Here is a 13,744-nt window from a genome sequence, read left to right on the forward strand (position 1 = left end):
GTCTGTACAATACATTAGATTGTTTTTCCGTAATCTGGGTATATTCTAACAAAACAGATGAAACGGGGTGGCGTCTCATGGTGTATCGGAAACCTGTCGTCTCACTGCTGTCCGTACTAAGTGGTATGATTCTGCTGTTCGGTTTCTTGACAAGCGGCGGGTTCATCTATCTCTATTTCTTCGTCATACTATTTGCCTGTGTGTCGTTTTTACGTGAACCGTTGACGCGAAAAGAGTGGTTACGAGAAGGGATTGCCTTCATCTTTTGGTGTTCTTTGATTTATTTACTGCAGCACCTCGTCTTCATGGTTTGAGTCATTTTCATACTGCTTGAACAATGGAAGGAGGATATCACGACCTGTTGCCGATAAGTGAATCGACACGTCACGCTTTGAATCCTTTAAATAGATGTCGGTCTTTTTGACGCGTTTATCGAGATAAACTTCGTATTGTTGTCCCTGCACGCCGTTTCGGAACGTTAAGTATTTCCACTTCGCCCGTTTTCCCCGCACATCAGCCTGTTCACTCGTCTTGATGGCTTTTTTTAATCTTCCGGATTCATCACTCGTCATCATGATCATGTTTTTCCAATCTAAGTCTTCTCCCGAATTAAATTGACCTTGATCCTCTTCTTCAAAACGAATATGCGAAAACTGTTTTTGATGGATCAGTGTCTCGTCTTGGGTATTCATAACAAGATCCTCTGTCGTTTGCTCCGGTTCTTGAAGTTCAGTCGGTTGTTCCATCGTATGTCGAATCGATAATTCATAGCGGAACTCGCGTCCGTTTTTCTCCGTTGCGATGAGCGTACCGTAATGCTCCGGTGTGCCGTCACCGGAAATGAACCGGACCTTCCCTGGCTGCTTCATGGAATGGATCGGGTGTTCCGCACGGCGCCCACCATACAACTGCGGGATTCGAACCGAAACGTCATAAGTCGAATCGAATTGTTGATTGTAGACAAGATAGAGATTAACATCACGGGTGAACGGTGTCAGCGAATTCGCGTATACGAAAGTCGTCGTCCGTGCCTCTTTTTTTGTGATATCCGTCGCCTCGATGACGAGGTAACCGGATCCTGGAAGTTCTAATGTTCGAGCAGAGTGGTCTGCGATCTTCTCATCCGGATTAAACCAGTCGTCTTTTTTTAGCACGACAGGCTTCATGCTAAAGTCCTTCCGTTGTTGAGTCAGAGCAGTCTTTTTGAAGATATCGTTTTTCTTTGCTAACGGATAGTACCCGCCTTTAAACGATGACTGACAATATAAATACGTCTTTTTCCCAGCTTTCACGTACCGAACGGTTCGACCTTCATAATCCTCGAACGGGTTCGTCATCATGACGGAATAGATGCCGCCGACAGAGTAAGCGGCTGGAGCGTCGGTCGCTTTCGACGCGCATGTTTCTTGAATGACAGTTCGTTCCTTAGCAGATAATGTCCGAGATTTTTGATTACCGAACTGTCCTCCATCATACATTTGAGACAAATAACTCCATTTGAAATTCGGCGCATCACTTTGACAACCGCTTAACGCAAGCGTTGCTCCGAGTGTTAATCCGATCCAGTGACGTTTCATTGGTTGAGCACCTCGCTAAGTGTTTGACTTGTCGAACCCGACAACTTTGCACCGGTCTTTGATCCTGATTTAACGACATAGATTTCAAGCTTTTTGGCGCGTTTGCGTTCGAATAACTCAAACGTTTGGCTTTTTCCTTGGCGCATCAAGGTTAATTTTTTCTGCTTTAGTTTTGTGCCTTGCGGCTCCATCACTTCAGTCTCTTTTAATTCCTGAGCGATTTTTTTTGCCAGTTGATCCGGGATTGTTGAGACATATTTATAATCGCTATCAACGAGCTGTTTTGGTGATTGATGGATGAAACCGACATAACCGGTTGAGGATGCTTGAAGAAATCCATAATCGTAATTCATAGGTTTTGTGTAGGTTTTATTAAAACGCAGATAAATTGATGTTTCTTGGACGATTTTTCCGTCCTCTTGTTTCCGAACAGTCGCGAACGGGACGGTTTGCCCCGTCTCAAGGCTATCTGGAAGTTGCTTCCGCTCAATCTGATAGGTTTGTCCATTAACATGTTCTTGAATCGCCGAAGGGAATCCGACAAGGTCACCACTGACCATCAGTTCGATCGCTGATTGTTGGACACCACCAGTCGGACTATCGCGAAAAGCCAGATTCAATTCGGACCCAGTCAGTGACTCGGTCGTCTCAAACAGTGTATGTTCTTTATCTTTGCCTTTCTCTTTCATGTAGACGACGAGTTGTCCTTCTGGTGGCAAAGATAGTTGATAGGAAGGGAAGAGATACCGTCCGAGTTCTTTTATTTCTTTCCGCTCCTCGTTTTCCTGTTTTTGCTGAGCGAGAACTTCTTTTGGAACGGGTCCAAAGCGAACGACGGTCGATTTAGTTTTAACCGGTTGTTTTGACCAGTTGACGAACGGATAATCACTTCGCTTGATCTGATGGACTGCATAATTCGCGTGGCGGATCGGCTGGCAGGCCAGATAGTCATTGGTTTCGTCTGATAAGAAACGGACGTGTTGAAACTCGCGACCTTGGACACTCGCAGGCAGGAAGTATAAGTTAAATCCTTCATGTTGTGTATACCGGTCAGGTAAGTGCATCATGTCAGGTTTTTGCTGACAAACCTTCAACAAAGCCGCTGTTTGTTTTTTCGGGAGATCCGGTATCTCTTGACCTGTAATGGAAGTCGAAATGCCACCCCAGTAATTCACATCATATGTAAGATTTAAATAGTTTTCTTTTCCGCATCCGGCAAGGAGAACTGCTCCTACAAGAATACCGGTATGTATATAGCGTTTCATGAAAAACCTCCTTTATACGATTGTCTATATTTTACCATAATTTCTAGAATAGACAGAATTTTCTATAATGTTTTAACATCAAGATGTTTGACATCCCTTGACTCGGGAATAATAGATGCATGCACGTCAATCTATTACTATGGGGGTTTTTACAAGTGGGTACATTCATTCAAGCTGTAGATGGAACGAAGATTTATGTCGAAGACGTTGGAACGGGTCAACCGGTCGTCTTTTTACATGGCTGGCCGGCGAATAATAACATGTTCGAATATCAGAAGAACCGATTGCTTGATGAAGGGTACCGCTATGTTGGGATTGATTACCGCGGGTACGGGAAGTCGGACGCCCCGGCGACCGGTTATGACTATAAGACGATGGCATCAGATGTCAATGAAGTCATCGAACAATTGAAGTTAACGAACGTGACACTTCTCGGTTTCTCGATGGGAGGAGGAATCGCCTTGTCCTATCTCTTGCATTACGGGGATCAAAAGGTCAACAAGCTGGTCCTGGCTGGTGCTGCTGCTCCTGTCTTTACGCAACGGGATGGTTTCCCGTACGGCATGACGAAACAAGAAGTCGATGATTTAATCGCGGATACGAAACAAGACCGGACCGCAATGCTCAAAGGATTCGGTGAAATCTTCTTTGAAAAGGATCATCCGGAGCCGCTTCAGCAATGGTTCTACGGACTAAGCCTTGCCGCTTCCTCGCATGGGACGATTCAATCTGCCATTGCCTTACGCGATGAGGATTTACGGGGGAAACTTGGGGACATTAAAGTCGATACCCTCATCATCCACGGAAGAAAAGACCAGGTTTGTCCGTTTGAGTTCGCAGAAGCGATGCAACAGGAGATTCCCCATGCACGACTCGAAGTCTTCGAAGAGAGTGGGCATGGTACCGTACTCGATGAACAAGATAAGTTCAATGACACATTGGTGTCGTATATTAAGGGTGAATGAATCGTCTAACCGATTAAACAAGCAATGGACTAGCGTCCGTTGCTTGTTTTTCGTCTACAAAAAAAGTATGCGCCGGCGCATACTTTTAAAGACGATATTTGCGCATGAACCGTTGATCGATCCAGCGTTTCAGATACCAACCAAACGGGTTGGTCGTGTAGTAGTTCCCGTACATCGAAACGGCATGCCATGGTCCCATTGATAAAATCGTCAGGTAGCGTTTTTGAGGATGATATGACCGAAGCGCCTCGTCCTGCATGAATCGTAAGAGGTTCGCAAGCAAAACCGGTGCTTGCCGGACAGCTGTGACGCCGTTTTTCGGGATGTCGGGATAGGCGACGAGTGTCGCAGCGTCACCCGCAGCAAACAGACTCGGATGATCGAGCGCTTGTAAGTGCTCATTGACGAGTAAAAACCCATTATCCGTGAAAAGGTGACTGTTTTTAAATAACGCCGGTGCTTTCGCACCTGTCAAGCGGATGATCGCGTCCGAATCAATCGGTCGATGATGCTCGAAGCGAAGTGGTAGTTCGTCATGTAGAGGACGTTCCTGAATCCAGTGTACATCGAGTTCTTTTAAACGTCTCGCAATCACTTCCGCTGCTGGATGCCCTGAAAGTAACTCTGGATCCGTGATCAGGGTGATTGGTATACCCGATGCTTTTAAGGACGCAGCCATTTCGACGGCCGCTGCTCCGCTCCCGATCAAGACCGGATGCTTCGCCTGTTGCAGACGTGCCAGCGTATCCGGTAGTCGATAATTCGGTTTGATCGATAAGCGGTGCGAATCTTCGTACCAATCGAATGATCCGATATTGACCGAAACGACGTCATAGACATAATGTCTTCCTGAAATGCCCGTGACGATTTTGTTAACCGGATCGATTTTGACGACAGTCTCTTCGATGAACGATTTATCGTGGGCTTCGCAAAGCGCGGGAACATCCACACGGATGTCGTCCATCGTATAAGTCCCATCAGCAAGCCCGGAGTACATGCCCGAGTAATATTGATGCGTCGAGGCATTTAAGACGAGCCACTCGACGTCTTCTGTTGGTCCGTGTGTAATACAATGCAGGTGAGCGTGCCCTGCACCAATCAAGAGGATTCGTTTCATGTCGTTCTCCTTCAATCTGTCTTGCTAGAGTGTACCCGGATACGGGTGGCGGTAATCATAGCCAAAAGACAAGACTGATAAACAGGAGGATGACCATGAGATAGATAACATCCTGACGCTGAACGACCGGTACCTCGTAATACGTCCGCTCTGCTGAAAAATGCCGCGCTTCAAGGGCGATTGCCATCCGCTCTGCCCGCTGGATTGAACGCGTAAAGAGTGGTAAGCCGATTGATAGGAACGCATCACCAGGAAAACGACTCTGCACGTTGCGGATCATCCGGACTTGCCGTAAGACGCGGACTTCTTCGACTAGTTGCGGCAGAAAGCGAATCCCGGCAAGGAATCCATAGGCGAAGCGAGGAGATATCTTCGCCTGATGGATCAAGCTCATCACGAACCGGGTCGCATCGGTCGTCGTGACGAAGGCGAGACTCAAGCAGACGAACGTTGCCATCCGCAAGGCAAGTAACCAGCCGTGCATGACACTTTCCGTCGTAACATGAAACCAACCGAACGACCAGAGGACGTTCGTTCCTTTACCGAAAGCCGCCATCATCCAGAACGTCAACAGGAACAACAGACTATAAGGGGCGAGCCGCTTCAAGAAATCGACGGGACCCCATCCGGACAGAAGAAGTATACCGGTGGCTAATCCAAGGAACACCAGCGTTTTGCCCCAGTCGGTCGTTGCGATCAGGGCAAACATCATCAAAAACAATCCACTTCCTTTGATGACGGGATTGAGTTTAGCGAACGGGGACGCGTTCGTCTGCATCGCGTAACACCTCCTGGAATTGATCGGACAGGGGACGTTGTAGCTGACAGCGTTCGAGTAATGCAACGTCAGCGAATAACTCGCTCGGACACCCGTCAAAAGCAATCCGCCCTTGCTCCAGGACGAGGACACGCTGCGCGTAACGGGCAACGAGCTCCATATCATGCGTTGCCATGACGAGTGTCGTTCCGTTCTGTTGTTCCATTAACAACTGCTCCATTAAACGCCGTGTCGTCAACCCGTCTTGTCCGAACGTTGGTTCATCGAGTAATAACAGCTCTTTCGCCTGTCCGAGCATCGTCGCGACGCTGAGCCGTCGTTGTTGCCCGGTGCTGAGCGCAAGCGGTGACTGCTGCTTGACGGATGTCAGTTCCAGGTGTTCGAGTAACGCCGTGCGCGCATCGTTTGCAGCTTCCCGGTGACTCCAGTCGATTTCCGCTTCGACCGTCAGCTTGAGAAACTGCAGATCCGGTTGCTGGAAAACGTAACCGACCTGTTCATAAAAACGACGCCGGGAATAACGTTCGACCGGTCGACTCTGGAACTGATATGTTCCAAGATGGGGGAGCAAGCGACCGAGTGTTGCAAGCAACGTACTTTTTCCGGAACCGTTTGCTCCGAGCACCATCACCCATTCACCACTTCGAAATGAAACGGTGACGTCTTTAAGTAAATACGGGACTTTCGTCGATAACCTAGCAGCGTGTAACAAAGGAAGACCAGCTGTAGTTGGAGGTGGCGTCACACGAAGTCGCTCCGCTTGTGGTCCCTCCGCTGGTAATGTCTTGATTGTATAAGGAAAGAGCGACGGGACAGCGATCCCTTTCGTTTGAAGGCGTTCATAAGCATGCGGGAATAGCTCGCGCGGATGTGCTATCTCAGTTATCGATCCGTCCTCAAGCAAGACGACCTGATCGACGTACGGTAGACAGACATCGAGTTGGTGCTCGATCAAGACAATGGTCAAATCGTGTTCCTTCTGAATTTGGAAGATCAATGCCATCAACTCGCCCTGTCCGATTGGATCAATCTGAGCCGTCGGTTCATCGAGTAATAAGATCGTCGGTTCGAGTGCCAGAACCGCAGCGAGTGCGAGGCGTTGTTTCATTCCCCCAGAAAGACTCGAAACAGGTGTCGAGAAGGGGAGGTCGAGACCAACGAGTGCCAGTAACTGCTCAATTCGTTCATCCATCTCTTCGCGTGGAATCGACCGGTTTTCTAAACTAAAGGCGATTTCCCGTCCGATCGTTTCCATACAAAACTGTTCTTCTGGATTTTGAAACAGTACTCCGACCGAACCGGACCGGGTAACGGTTCCGGTCTGTTCGACTTCAATCGTCTCCGGTGTCAGTCCAGCAAGGGCATGAAGCAGTGTCGTCTTCCCACTCCCGCTTCGTCCAAGTAGGAGCGTCGTCCCTTGATTGATCGTCAGCGATACATGATCGAGGACCTGTTTCTCCTGCGCCGGATAACGGATGCTGAGATCGTCGACAGTAATCATGCGACTTCCCGTTTCGCACGTCCTGCGGCAAATCCGTTCAAGACACCGGTCGCAACAAGGCGACGGACGAGAATCGCTGCAAGTAAACCGCCGAGTAACGCACCACTAATCAATTGTAAGCCAATCGTCGCAAGCAACGTCGTCGTCGTGTAGTAACCGAATCCGTTCGCGATCAGACTGTAGACGATACTCCCGACAGCGGCTCCGACACCTGATAACATCAACGTCCAGGTGTCATAACGGCGATAACGCGTCATCGCAAAGACGAGTTCCGCGCCAAGCCCTTGGCAGACACCGATTAGAAGAGCGGATAAACCGAAGTGACTCCCCGTGAACAATTCGACGGCTGCTGCGACGATTTCCGCGATCAGAGCGGCACCTGGCTTTTGGATGATTGCTGCGACGAGCGGACTCGCAATGATCCAGATGCCAAACATCCAGTTGGCACCGACAGGTCCGAAGATGGCGGAGATTGGTAAATAGAGCGTCGACCAGCCAAGATAGATGACCCCGCAAGCGACAGCGAGCATCATCATGACCATGATTTCTTTCATTTTCCAGTGTTTCATCAAATACGTCCTCCTTTAGGATAGGGGAGATGCCAAAAAAGACCGCCCTCCGTAAAAAAGAGAGCGGTCCTCAGAAAAACTGCGCGCAGCAGGAGTCATTGGATGTGATCGCTCCACTTTCCTACGCTAGTATGAACTAGATCAGGTTCGAAGGGTCCGAAGTGAATCGTCTCAGCCAAATGGGCTCCCCTAGTGGATATAGTGAATAGTTGATACGCTGTTCACTTTAGGCAATCTTCTGTCTATTGTCAAGACACAAAAAAACGATACGCCACAAGTGGCGTATCGTTGAAGAACTTATTTGTTGTCTTCGTTGTCTTCAGCTGCTTCTTCTGAAGATTCTTCTGTTGCTTCCGCTTCATTGTCTTCGCCAGCTTCCGCTTGCGCCTCAGCTTCTGCTTCTTCGATTTCTTCAAGATCCTGCTCGAGTGTCGACTCGACGACTGCCGCAACTTGAATATCACCTTCCGTGACGATGCGGAAATCTTTTTCCTCTGGAAGATCAGCGACAGAAATCGAATCACCGATTTCGAGGTTCGTGACGTCAACTTCGACGTTCTCTGGTAATTTATCTGGTGTTGCTGCAACGGTTACTTTAAAGAGTGTCTGTGATAGGAATCCGCCGACTTTTGCTCCAGCTGCTTCGCCAACGAGTACGACGTCTGCTTCCACTTCTGTCTCTTCATCCATTTTCACGGCGATGAATTCAACGTGATCGACAGTTGGTGTGAAGACATCCATATCACGGCGGTTAATCAAGACGTTAATATTTTTACCGTCGAGTTTGAGTGAGATTAAGACGTTCTCCCCGTTTTCTCGGACGATTTTAAGCAATTCTTTTTCTTCGAATGCGATTGGTGTACTTTCCACTTTGTAACCATACACGACACCAAGAGCTTTTCCTTCATGACGTAATTGTTTACGGAGTGAGCGTGGACGTACCTCGCGTTTTTCGGCTGTTAATTTAACTGACATGTTCATTTCCCCCTTGAATTTGGTATAGCCCTCAAAAGGTAATGAATGTAGGAGCAGGACGAATCCTGAACAATATGAATCATGCTAAGACAATCGGTTTCAGACTCGCATTGAGCCTGACGCTTTCGTGACTTTGCATTTCTCTCCCAGGTCATTACGCTGATATTGAGAAACATGTGTGAATAAGTCACCGGTTTGATGCGGTGCTAGTGAGTTTATACCCCTATGTTTTAAATCCTTAAACCTCTTTTTTTATTTTTTAAAGTCGGAAGACCTCCAAACCGCTTGAAATCAAGGGTTAAGAGGTCTTTCATTTTTTTCATTTTTTATGGTGATGCGTTGGTTTTCACGGACTAATACTCGGATGAGACGTTCCATTTGCCGCATCGTCGTCTGTCCCATCGTCGAAATTTGGAGCCATTGATTGCGAACGAGATAGTCACTTTCGTACTGGACGTGATAGCCCTGAATGCGGAGAGCGTCGCCTAACTCGGTAGCGGACGGATGGACGATCGTCAGGATGCCTGGTGCTTGGGCTTCTTGTTGCGCGAGCAGTTGGAACCCCGTAGCACGGACGGCTTGTTCGAGATAGGTCATCTTGATCGCTGCTTGATCGAGATCGAGCGCATCCAATGCCGCCTGACAGGCGAGCAATAGATTTGAAGAACCGGAAAAAGCGACGCCATTCGCATAGAGGCCGAGATCCAGATAACGTGGAATCCGAGGAGACGGCAGGATGCTGTCAACGTGCCCGATGAACGCAAGGCCTGGTAATCCACCGATCGCTTTTCCGGAAACGGTCGTGACGAAGGTACAGCCAGCGTATGAAAAACGCCCGGTCCCGACGGCACTGATCGCATCGACGACGAGTGCGGTTCGTTGAGGTAACAGTGCTTTTACCGCATCAAGGTCATAGAGGACACCGGTCGACGTCTCACAATGCGTTAACCAGACCCAATCGTATGTCGCCTCATTCAGTTGATGTGCAAGTTGCTCCACGTTGATCGCATGACCAAGCGGAAGCGTGTGAACATCGAATGACTTTCCGGCACGTGCTGCGTGATCGATTAAGCGTTGACCGAACTCGCCACCGTTTAGGATCAATCCATGTCCGCTCAGTTGTTGCGCCACGATATCGTTGGCAAGCGTACCGCTGCCGACAGCCATCGAGACATGCGGCAAATCCAGCAACTGACACATCCGTCCACGTAAATCTTGATCGAGTTGTCGTATCGAGGCTGTCCGGTGCGGACGTGGTGCTTGTTGCGCTGCTTGACGAACCGCCGGCGCGACTTCGACGGGTCCTGCGAGAAAATGCAGAGGACGTAAGACGTCCGCGATGACGGACCGTTCATACGTCGCCCGTGACAACAACATCGGTACGAACTGGGCATCGCCACTACCAAGCGTCGCTGCGATTGGCGTAAAGCCGAACCGGGCATAGAGTTTTGCTTCCCGCGTCGTGCCACTAATATAAACGTAGTCGATTGACTCCCGCTCCAAGTAGACCATCAAAAAGCGCATCAATTGCATGAACGTACGGCTATTGCGGTATTCCGGTCGAACGCTGAGTAAGCGGATTTCCGCTGGGTCTGTCAGTGTCTCGTCTAACGTCACGCCTTTTTCTTCTAGTGAAAAGGGACGATGTTTACGAATGGCGATCATCGCGACGAGTCGATCGTCTTCCTTACCAATTAAGTACGTGTTCTGATCATGGAACCGATCAATCCGTTTCCGTTCGAGGTTCGGTTGGTGTTGCGGAATCTCTTCCGTAAAAGTGAGGTAGTTCAATTCATGGATTGCTTCCGCGTCGTTCGCAGTTGCAATGGAAAAGTCGATCATGAGACGTCCTCCTTATGTCATGACTGGCTTGTGAAGTGCGTCATGAGCCCACAGGACAAGTAGACTCGCAGCAACGGTACACAAGATGTTGATCGGTCCCGCATTAAAGGAGACAGGTAGTAGTGGGAGTAGAATAACCGGGATCAGCCCCGCTTTGACGCTATCTTTCGTTACGAGATAAGACAGACCGAGTATGACTAATCCACCTAGGTATGCCCATGGTGTGATGGCGAAGACGATTCCCGAAAACACGGCGTACCCTTTGCCGCCACGCCGCGGGTGAAACAACGGAAATAAGTGACCGATCAGCACGGCAAGAGCAACGGGATAAAACGCGTCCGTTAGATGCAAGGCAAGGACGGTCTTCGCGGCATCAAACAAGTAGACGAATAAAAAGGCCGGAATCCCACCGGCGCGATGGGCGTTACGGGCACCGATGTTTCCGGAACCGACCTGTGCCAAATCGGTACGGCTGACGTACTTCCAGAGCGTACCGCCAAGAATGCTGCCGATGAGATAACCAAGCAGGAGATCAAGGATCACCGTTGTTCCTCCTTTGTCGTTACGAGATGAACGAGTTCCTTGACGGTCAAGGCATCACTGTCCGGTGCCGTCAGGACGGCATCGACCATTTGGGCTTTTCGCTCTTGCAATTCCGTCATCTTTTCTTCGATCGTCCCGCGAGTCAGCAGTTTGATGACGGTTACGTCAGACTGTTGTCCAAGCCGGTGAGCACGGTCGGCCGCCTGTTGTTCGACAGCCGGATTCCACCAGCTGTCAAACAGAATGACGGTATCGGCAGACGCAAGGTTGAGTCCTGTTCCACCAGCCTTAAGGGAAATCAAGAACAGATCGACTTCACCGTCATTGAACCGATCGCATAACGCCACCCGGTCTTCAAGCGGTGTCTCACCCGTCAAGAGGAAGTGGGGGAGGTGACGTTGCGCGAGATCCGAGCGAATACGTTCAAGCATCTGCGTATACTGCGAGAAAATCAAGATCCGCTTCCCGGCTGCTCGTTTTTCAGCAATTAACGACAGTAGCCGCGTTCGTTTTGTCGCTTCCCCCGTATACCCCTCGACGAATAATCCCGGATCGTTACAAATTTGCCGTAACCGTGTTAAGCCAGCCAGTAACTTCAAGCGATCCTCGCGTTTCGTCTCGTCTAAATGTTGTAGCGTCTCGAGTTGCAGTTTGGCGAGATACGATGCATATAACCGTTTTTGATTCGGTCCGAGTTCAACATAATGATGCTCGATCTGTTTCTTCGGTAAGTCCTGTAAGACATCTTTTTTCTCACGTCGCAATAAGAACGGTTGGATGAACTGTTGCATATCATCAAACGACCATTTCTCAAACGTCATTAGATCCGGCAGTAATTCCGGGAATAAGACATGAAAGATCGACCAGATATCACGCGGACGATTTTCAAGTGGCGTTCCCGTTAAAGCAAACCGACGTTTTGCCTGCAGATGCCGTAGTTGACTGACCGTTTGTGACTGCGGATTTTTCAAGTGCTGTGCTTCATCAAAGAAGACGACGTCATATACGGGATGGCGGCGGACGTCGGTCCGAAGCGTCGTATAGGAGACGATCGTTACCGTATCGTCAGCTAAGTGCTCCAGTTCGCGGAGTCGGCTTGTTTGAGAACCGGTGACGACATGAACCGGTCGATCGGGTAAAAAGCGCTTCAGTTCCGCTTCCCAGTTGCGGAGGAGTGACGCCGGCGCGACGATGAGCGCGCGGCAGTCAGGGATCGTTGCGACATAACCAATTGCTTGAATCGTCTTCCCGAGCCCCATCTCATCGGCTAAAATCCCGTGACACCCTTGTGCGTCCAGATTCTTCAGAAATTGGATGCCCGTCCGTTGATACGGATAGAGTCGTGACTCTAACGAATTCGGCAAGTCGAGCCGGAATCCTTGTCCCGATTTTAATTCAAGCCATTTCTCCAGTAAATCGGCGTGAAGATGGAGGATGGAGGCGCCAATTAGATGCTTCATGTTCCGGACGGCAGGTAAGACGATCCGTCCATCGCGTAAGTCCCGTTCACTTGCTTCCATCTGGGCGAGAACCCGTTGTAACTGCTCGAAGGCCCGTGTCTCTAGTGAGACAAATTGACCGGATTTCAAGCGGTGATAGCGTTTTTGTAAGACGAGCGACTTCAGGACACGTTTCAGCTCGTCTTCCGGAATCCCGTCCATCGAAAAGTTGAACACGAGCCAGTCGAGTCGGTCCGTCACGTCGACGTCGATCCGCGGGTGAAATGGTCCTTTCGGTAGTGTTGTCCGAATCGCTTGCGTTGCAAATAACTCCAGTTGACCGAGCGCGACCCGTTCGTCAAGCAGACTCCGCAGAAAGGCATATTGCGCGGCGTCACGCGTGATGATGTAGCGCATGTCTCGTGGCGTTGCTTGGAATTCACGTAAGAAGCGTAAGACACTTTGCTCCGTTACTTGATCGCGCCCAGCGTAAATCGCTTCGTCGAGCGGATTCAGCTGAATCCCTTGATAATCAAACGACACGCGGACTTCGACTTCCCGAGCCGTTCGGTCAAGATGCAACTTGACGATTGGCGTTCCGGAGACGATTCGTTCCTGCAAATCAGGACTGAACGAAACATCTGCGACCCGCTGCAAATACTCCGTCTGTTCAAGCAACCGATCGAAGTAGGGTAGGGACAACTGATGCTGTTGATTGTCCATCAATCGTTTGAGCGTGACGACGGGACCGGTCAATTCAAAATGGATCGCCACCCGACGATCGGGTGTGAGACTGCGTAAATAGTTGCGCGCGCCGGCGTCGTCGACTTGAATTGCCGAGAACGGACGGATTTGCGGCGACAGCGGTGTCGGTGTACCGTGCGCCTGCACATGATGCATCGCCAGTAAAACGGCGACGATATGCCCGCAAAACGATGTATCCATCGCAAGCGACGGACAGTTGCAACCAGCGTCAACACCGTGCGCTTTAACGCGGACGGTCACCGTGAATCGTTCCTCACCGTCGACGCTTGCCTCGATCAGTTCGTCACCCATCCGGTAATTGTGTAACGTGACCTTTCGAGCGGCGACATATTTCTTACCCCGTCGAAAGGCATAGGCATCAGACATTTGTTTGATTTTACGTTCACTGAGCCCGTAATTCATGCTATC

The 13,744-nt window shown here is 49.7% G+C and carries 12 protein-coding genes and 1 riboswitch; of the genes, 2 read left to right on the forward strand and 10 right to left on the reverse strand.

What is annotated here, in order from left to right:
• The first annotated feature begins 77 nt into the window (after positions 1 to 77).
• Positions 78 to 314: a hypothetical protein gene (locus tag ACRPK8_RS07490; RefSeq protein WP_432237647.1), complete on the forward strand. Its 237-nt coding sequence runs from the start codon at positions 78 to 80 to the stop codon at positions 312 to 314.
• Here the strand turns inward: ACRPK8_RS07490 and ACRPK8_RS07495 are convergent.
• Together ACRPK8_RS07495 and ACRPK8_RS07500 are read right to left on the reverse strand one after the other, a co-directional pair.
• A complete protein-coding gene (locus ACRPK8_RS07495) occupies positions 285 to 1,577 on the reverse strand; it encodes a hypothetical protein (RefSeq protein WP_432237648.1) in 1,293 nt (430 codons plus the stop codon). The two genes, ACRPK8_RS07490 and ACRPK8_RS07495, sit on opposite strands and share 30 nt — an antisense overlap.
• Positions 1,574 to 2,842, reverse strand: coding sequence for a hypothetical protein (locus ACRPK8_RS07500; RefSeq protein WP_432237649.1), 1,269 nt, complete (start codon positions 2,840 to 2,842; stop codon positions 1,574 to 1,576). The genes ACRPK8_RS07495 and ACRPK8_RS07500 overlap by 4 nt, the downstream gene beginning before the upstream one ends.
• Before the next feature lie 155 nt (positions 2,843 to 2,997).
• Between ACRPK8_RS07500 and ACRPK8_RS07505 the strand changes: the two genes are divergently transcribed.
• Positions 2,998 to 3,807 carry an alpha/beta fold hydrolase gene (locus ACRPK8_RS07505; RefSeq protein WP_432237650.1) on the forward strand — a complete coding sequence of 270 codons (810 nt, stop codon included), beginning with the start codon at positions 2,998 to 3,000 and terminating at the stop codon, positions 3,805 to 3,807.
• 85 nt (positions 3,808 to 3,892) lie between these two features.
• On the opposite strand, the gene ACRPK8_RS07510 is transcribed toward ACRPK8_RS07505, so the two are convergent.
• From ACRPK8_RS07510 to ACRPK8_RS07545, 8 genes are all read right to left on the reverse strand, one after another.
• Positions 3,893 to 4,924: an NAD(P)/FAD-dependent oxidoreductase gene (locus ACRPK8_RS07510; protein WP_432237651.1), complete on the reverse strand. Its 1,032-nt coding sequence runs from the start codon at positions 4,922 to 4,924 to the stop codon at positions 3,893 to 3,895.
• A gap of 55 nt (positions 4,925 to 4,979) precedes the next feature.
• On the reverse strand, positions 4,980 to 5,702 hold the full coding sequence (locus ACRPK8_RS07515; RefSeq protein WP_432237652.1) for an energy-coupling factor transporter transmembrane component T family protein: 723 nt from the start codon (positions 5,700 to 5,702) through the stop codon (positions 4,980 to 4,982).
• Positions 5,674 to 7,203 carry an ABC transporter ATP-binding protein gene (locus ACRPK8_RS07520; RefSeq protein WP_432237653.1) on the reverse strand — a complete coding sequence of 510 codons (1,530 nt, stop codon included), beginning with the start codon at positions 7,201 to 7,203 and terminating at the stop codon, positions 5,674 to 5,676. Before ACRPK8_RS07520 ends, ACRPK8_RS07515 begins: the two co-directional genes overlap by 29 nt.
• Positions 7,200 to 7,772 carry an ECF transporter S component gene (locus ACRPK8_RS07525; RefSeq protein ID WP_432237654.1) on the reverse strand — a complete coding sequence of 191 codons (573 nt, stop codon included), beginning with the start codon at positions 7,770 to 7,772 and terminating at the stop codon, positions 7,200 to 7,202. Before ACRPK8_RS07525 ends, ACRPK8_RS07520 begins: the two co-directional genes overlap by 4 nt.
• Positions 7,773 to 7,873: 101 nt before the next feature.
• Positions 7,874 to 7,973: riboswitch (TPP riboswitch) on the reverse strand.
• Between the two features lie 96 nt (positions 7,974 to 8,069).
• On the reverse strand, positions 8,070 to 8,747 hold the full coding sequence (locus tag ACRPK8_RS07530; RefSeq protein ID WP_432237655.1) for a 50S ribosomal protein L25/general stress protein Ctc: 678 nt from the start codon (positions 8,745 to 8,747) through the stop codon (positions 8,070 to 8,072).
• A 291-nt stretch (positions 8,748 to 9,038) separates the two neighbouring features.
• Positions 9,039 to 10,589 carry a GNAT family N-acetyltransferase gene (locus ACRPK8_RS07535; RefSeq protein ID WP_432237656.1) on the reverse strand — a complete coding sequence of 517 codons (1,551 nt, stop codon included), beginning with the start codon at positions 10,587 to 10,589 and terminating at the stop codon, positions 9,039 to 9,041.
• Between the two features lie 12 nt (positions 10,590 to 10,601).
• Positions 10,602 to 11,132, reverse strand: a complete 531-nt coding sequence (locus ACRPK8_RS07540; protein WP_432237657.1) for a glycerol-3-phosphate acyltransferase — start codon at positions 11,130 to 11,132, stop codon at positions 10,602 to 10,604.
• Positions 11,129 to 13,738 (reverse strand): DEAD/DEAH box helicase, encoded by a 2,610-nt coding sequence (locus ACRPK8_RS07545; RefSeq protein WP_432237658.1) that lies wholly within the window; start codon positions 13,736 to 13,738, stop codon positions 11,129 to 11,131. Before ACRPK8_RS07545 ends, ACRPK8_RS07540 begins: the two co-directional genes overlap by 4 nt.
• Between the last annotated feature and the right edge of the window lie 6 nt (positions 13,739 to 13,744).

This window comes from Exiguobacterium sp. TDN 0502, from assembly GCF_050846835.1.
GTDB lineage: Bacteria > Bacillota > Bacilli > Exiguobacteriales > Exiguobacteriaceae > Exiguobacterium_A.

Excerpts from the sequence above, each read along its gene's own strand:
- ACRPK8_RS07490 (WP_432237647.1), top strand. The coding sequence starts at position 78 with ATGGTGTATCGGAAACCTGTCGTCTCACTGCTGTCCGTACTAAGTGGT.
- ACRPK8_RS07495 (WP_432237648.1), bottom strand. The coding sequence starts at position 1,577 with ATGAAACGTCACTGGATCGGATTAACACTCGGAGCAACGCTTGCGTTA.
- ACRPK8_RS07500 (WP_432237649.1), bottom strand. The coding sequence starts at position 2,842 with ATGAAACGCTATATACATACCGGTATTCTTGTAGGAGCAGTTCTCCTT.
- ACRPK8_RS07510 (WP_432237651.1), bottom strand. The coding sequence starts at position 4,924 with ATGAAACGAATCCTCTTGATTGGTGCAGGGCACGCTCACCTGCATTGT.
- ACRPK8_RS07515 (WP_432237652.1), bottom strand. The coding sequence starts at position 5,702 with ATGCAGACGAACGCGTCCCCGTTCGCTAAACTCAATCCCGTCATCAAA.
- ACRPK8_RS07520 (WP_432237653.1), bottom strand. The coding sequence starts at position 7,203 with ATGATTACTGTCGACGATCTCAGCATCCGTTATCCGGCGCAGGAGAAA.
- ACRPK8_RS07525 (WP_432237654.1), bottom strand. The coding sequence starts at position 7,772 with ATGAAACACTGGAAAATGAAAGAAATCATGGTCATGATGATGCTCGCT.
- ACRPK8_RS07530 (WP_432237655.1), bottom strand. The coding sequence starts at position 8,747 with ATGTCAGTTAAATTAACAGCCGAAAAACGCGAGGTACGTCCACGCTCA.
- ACRPK8_RS07535 (WP_432237656.1), bottom strand. The coding sequence starts at position 10,589 with ATGATCGACTTTTCCATTGCAACTGCGAACGACGCGGAAGCAATCCAT.
- ACRPK8_RS07545 (WP_432237658.1), bottom strand. The coding sequence starts at position 13,738 with ATGAATTACGGGCTCAGTGAACGTAAAATCAAACAAATGTCTGATGCC.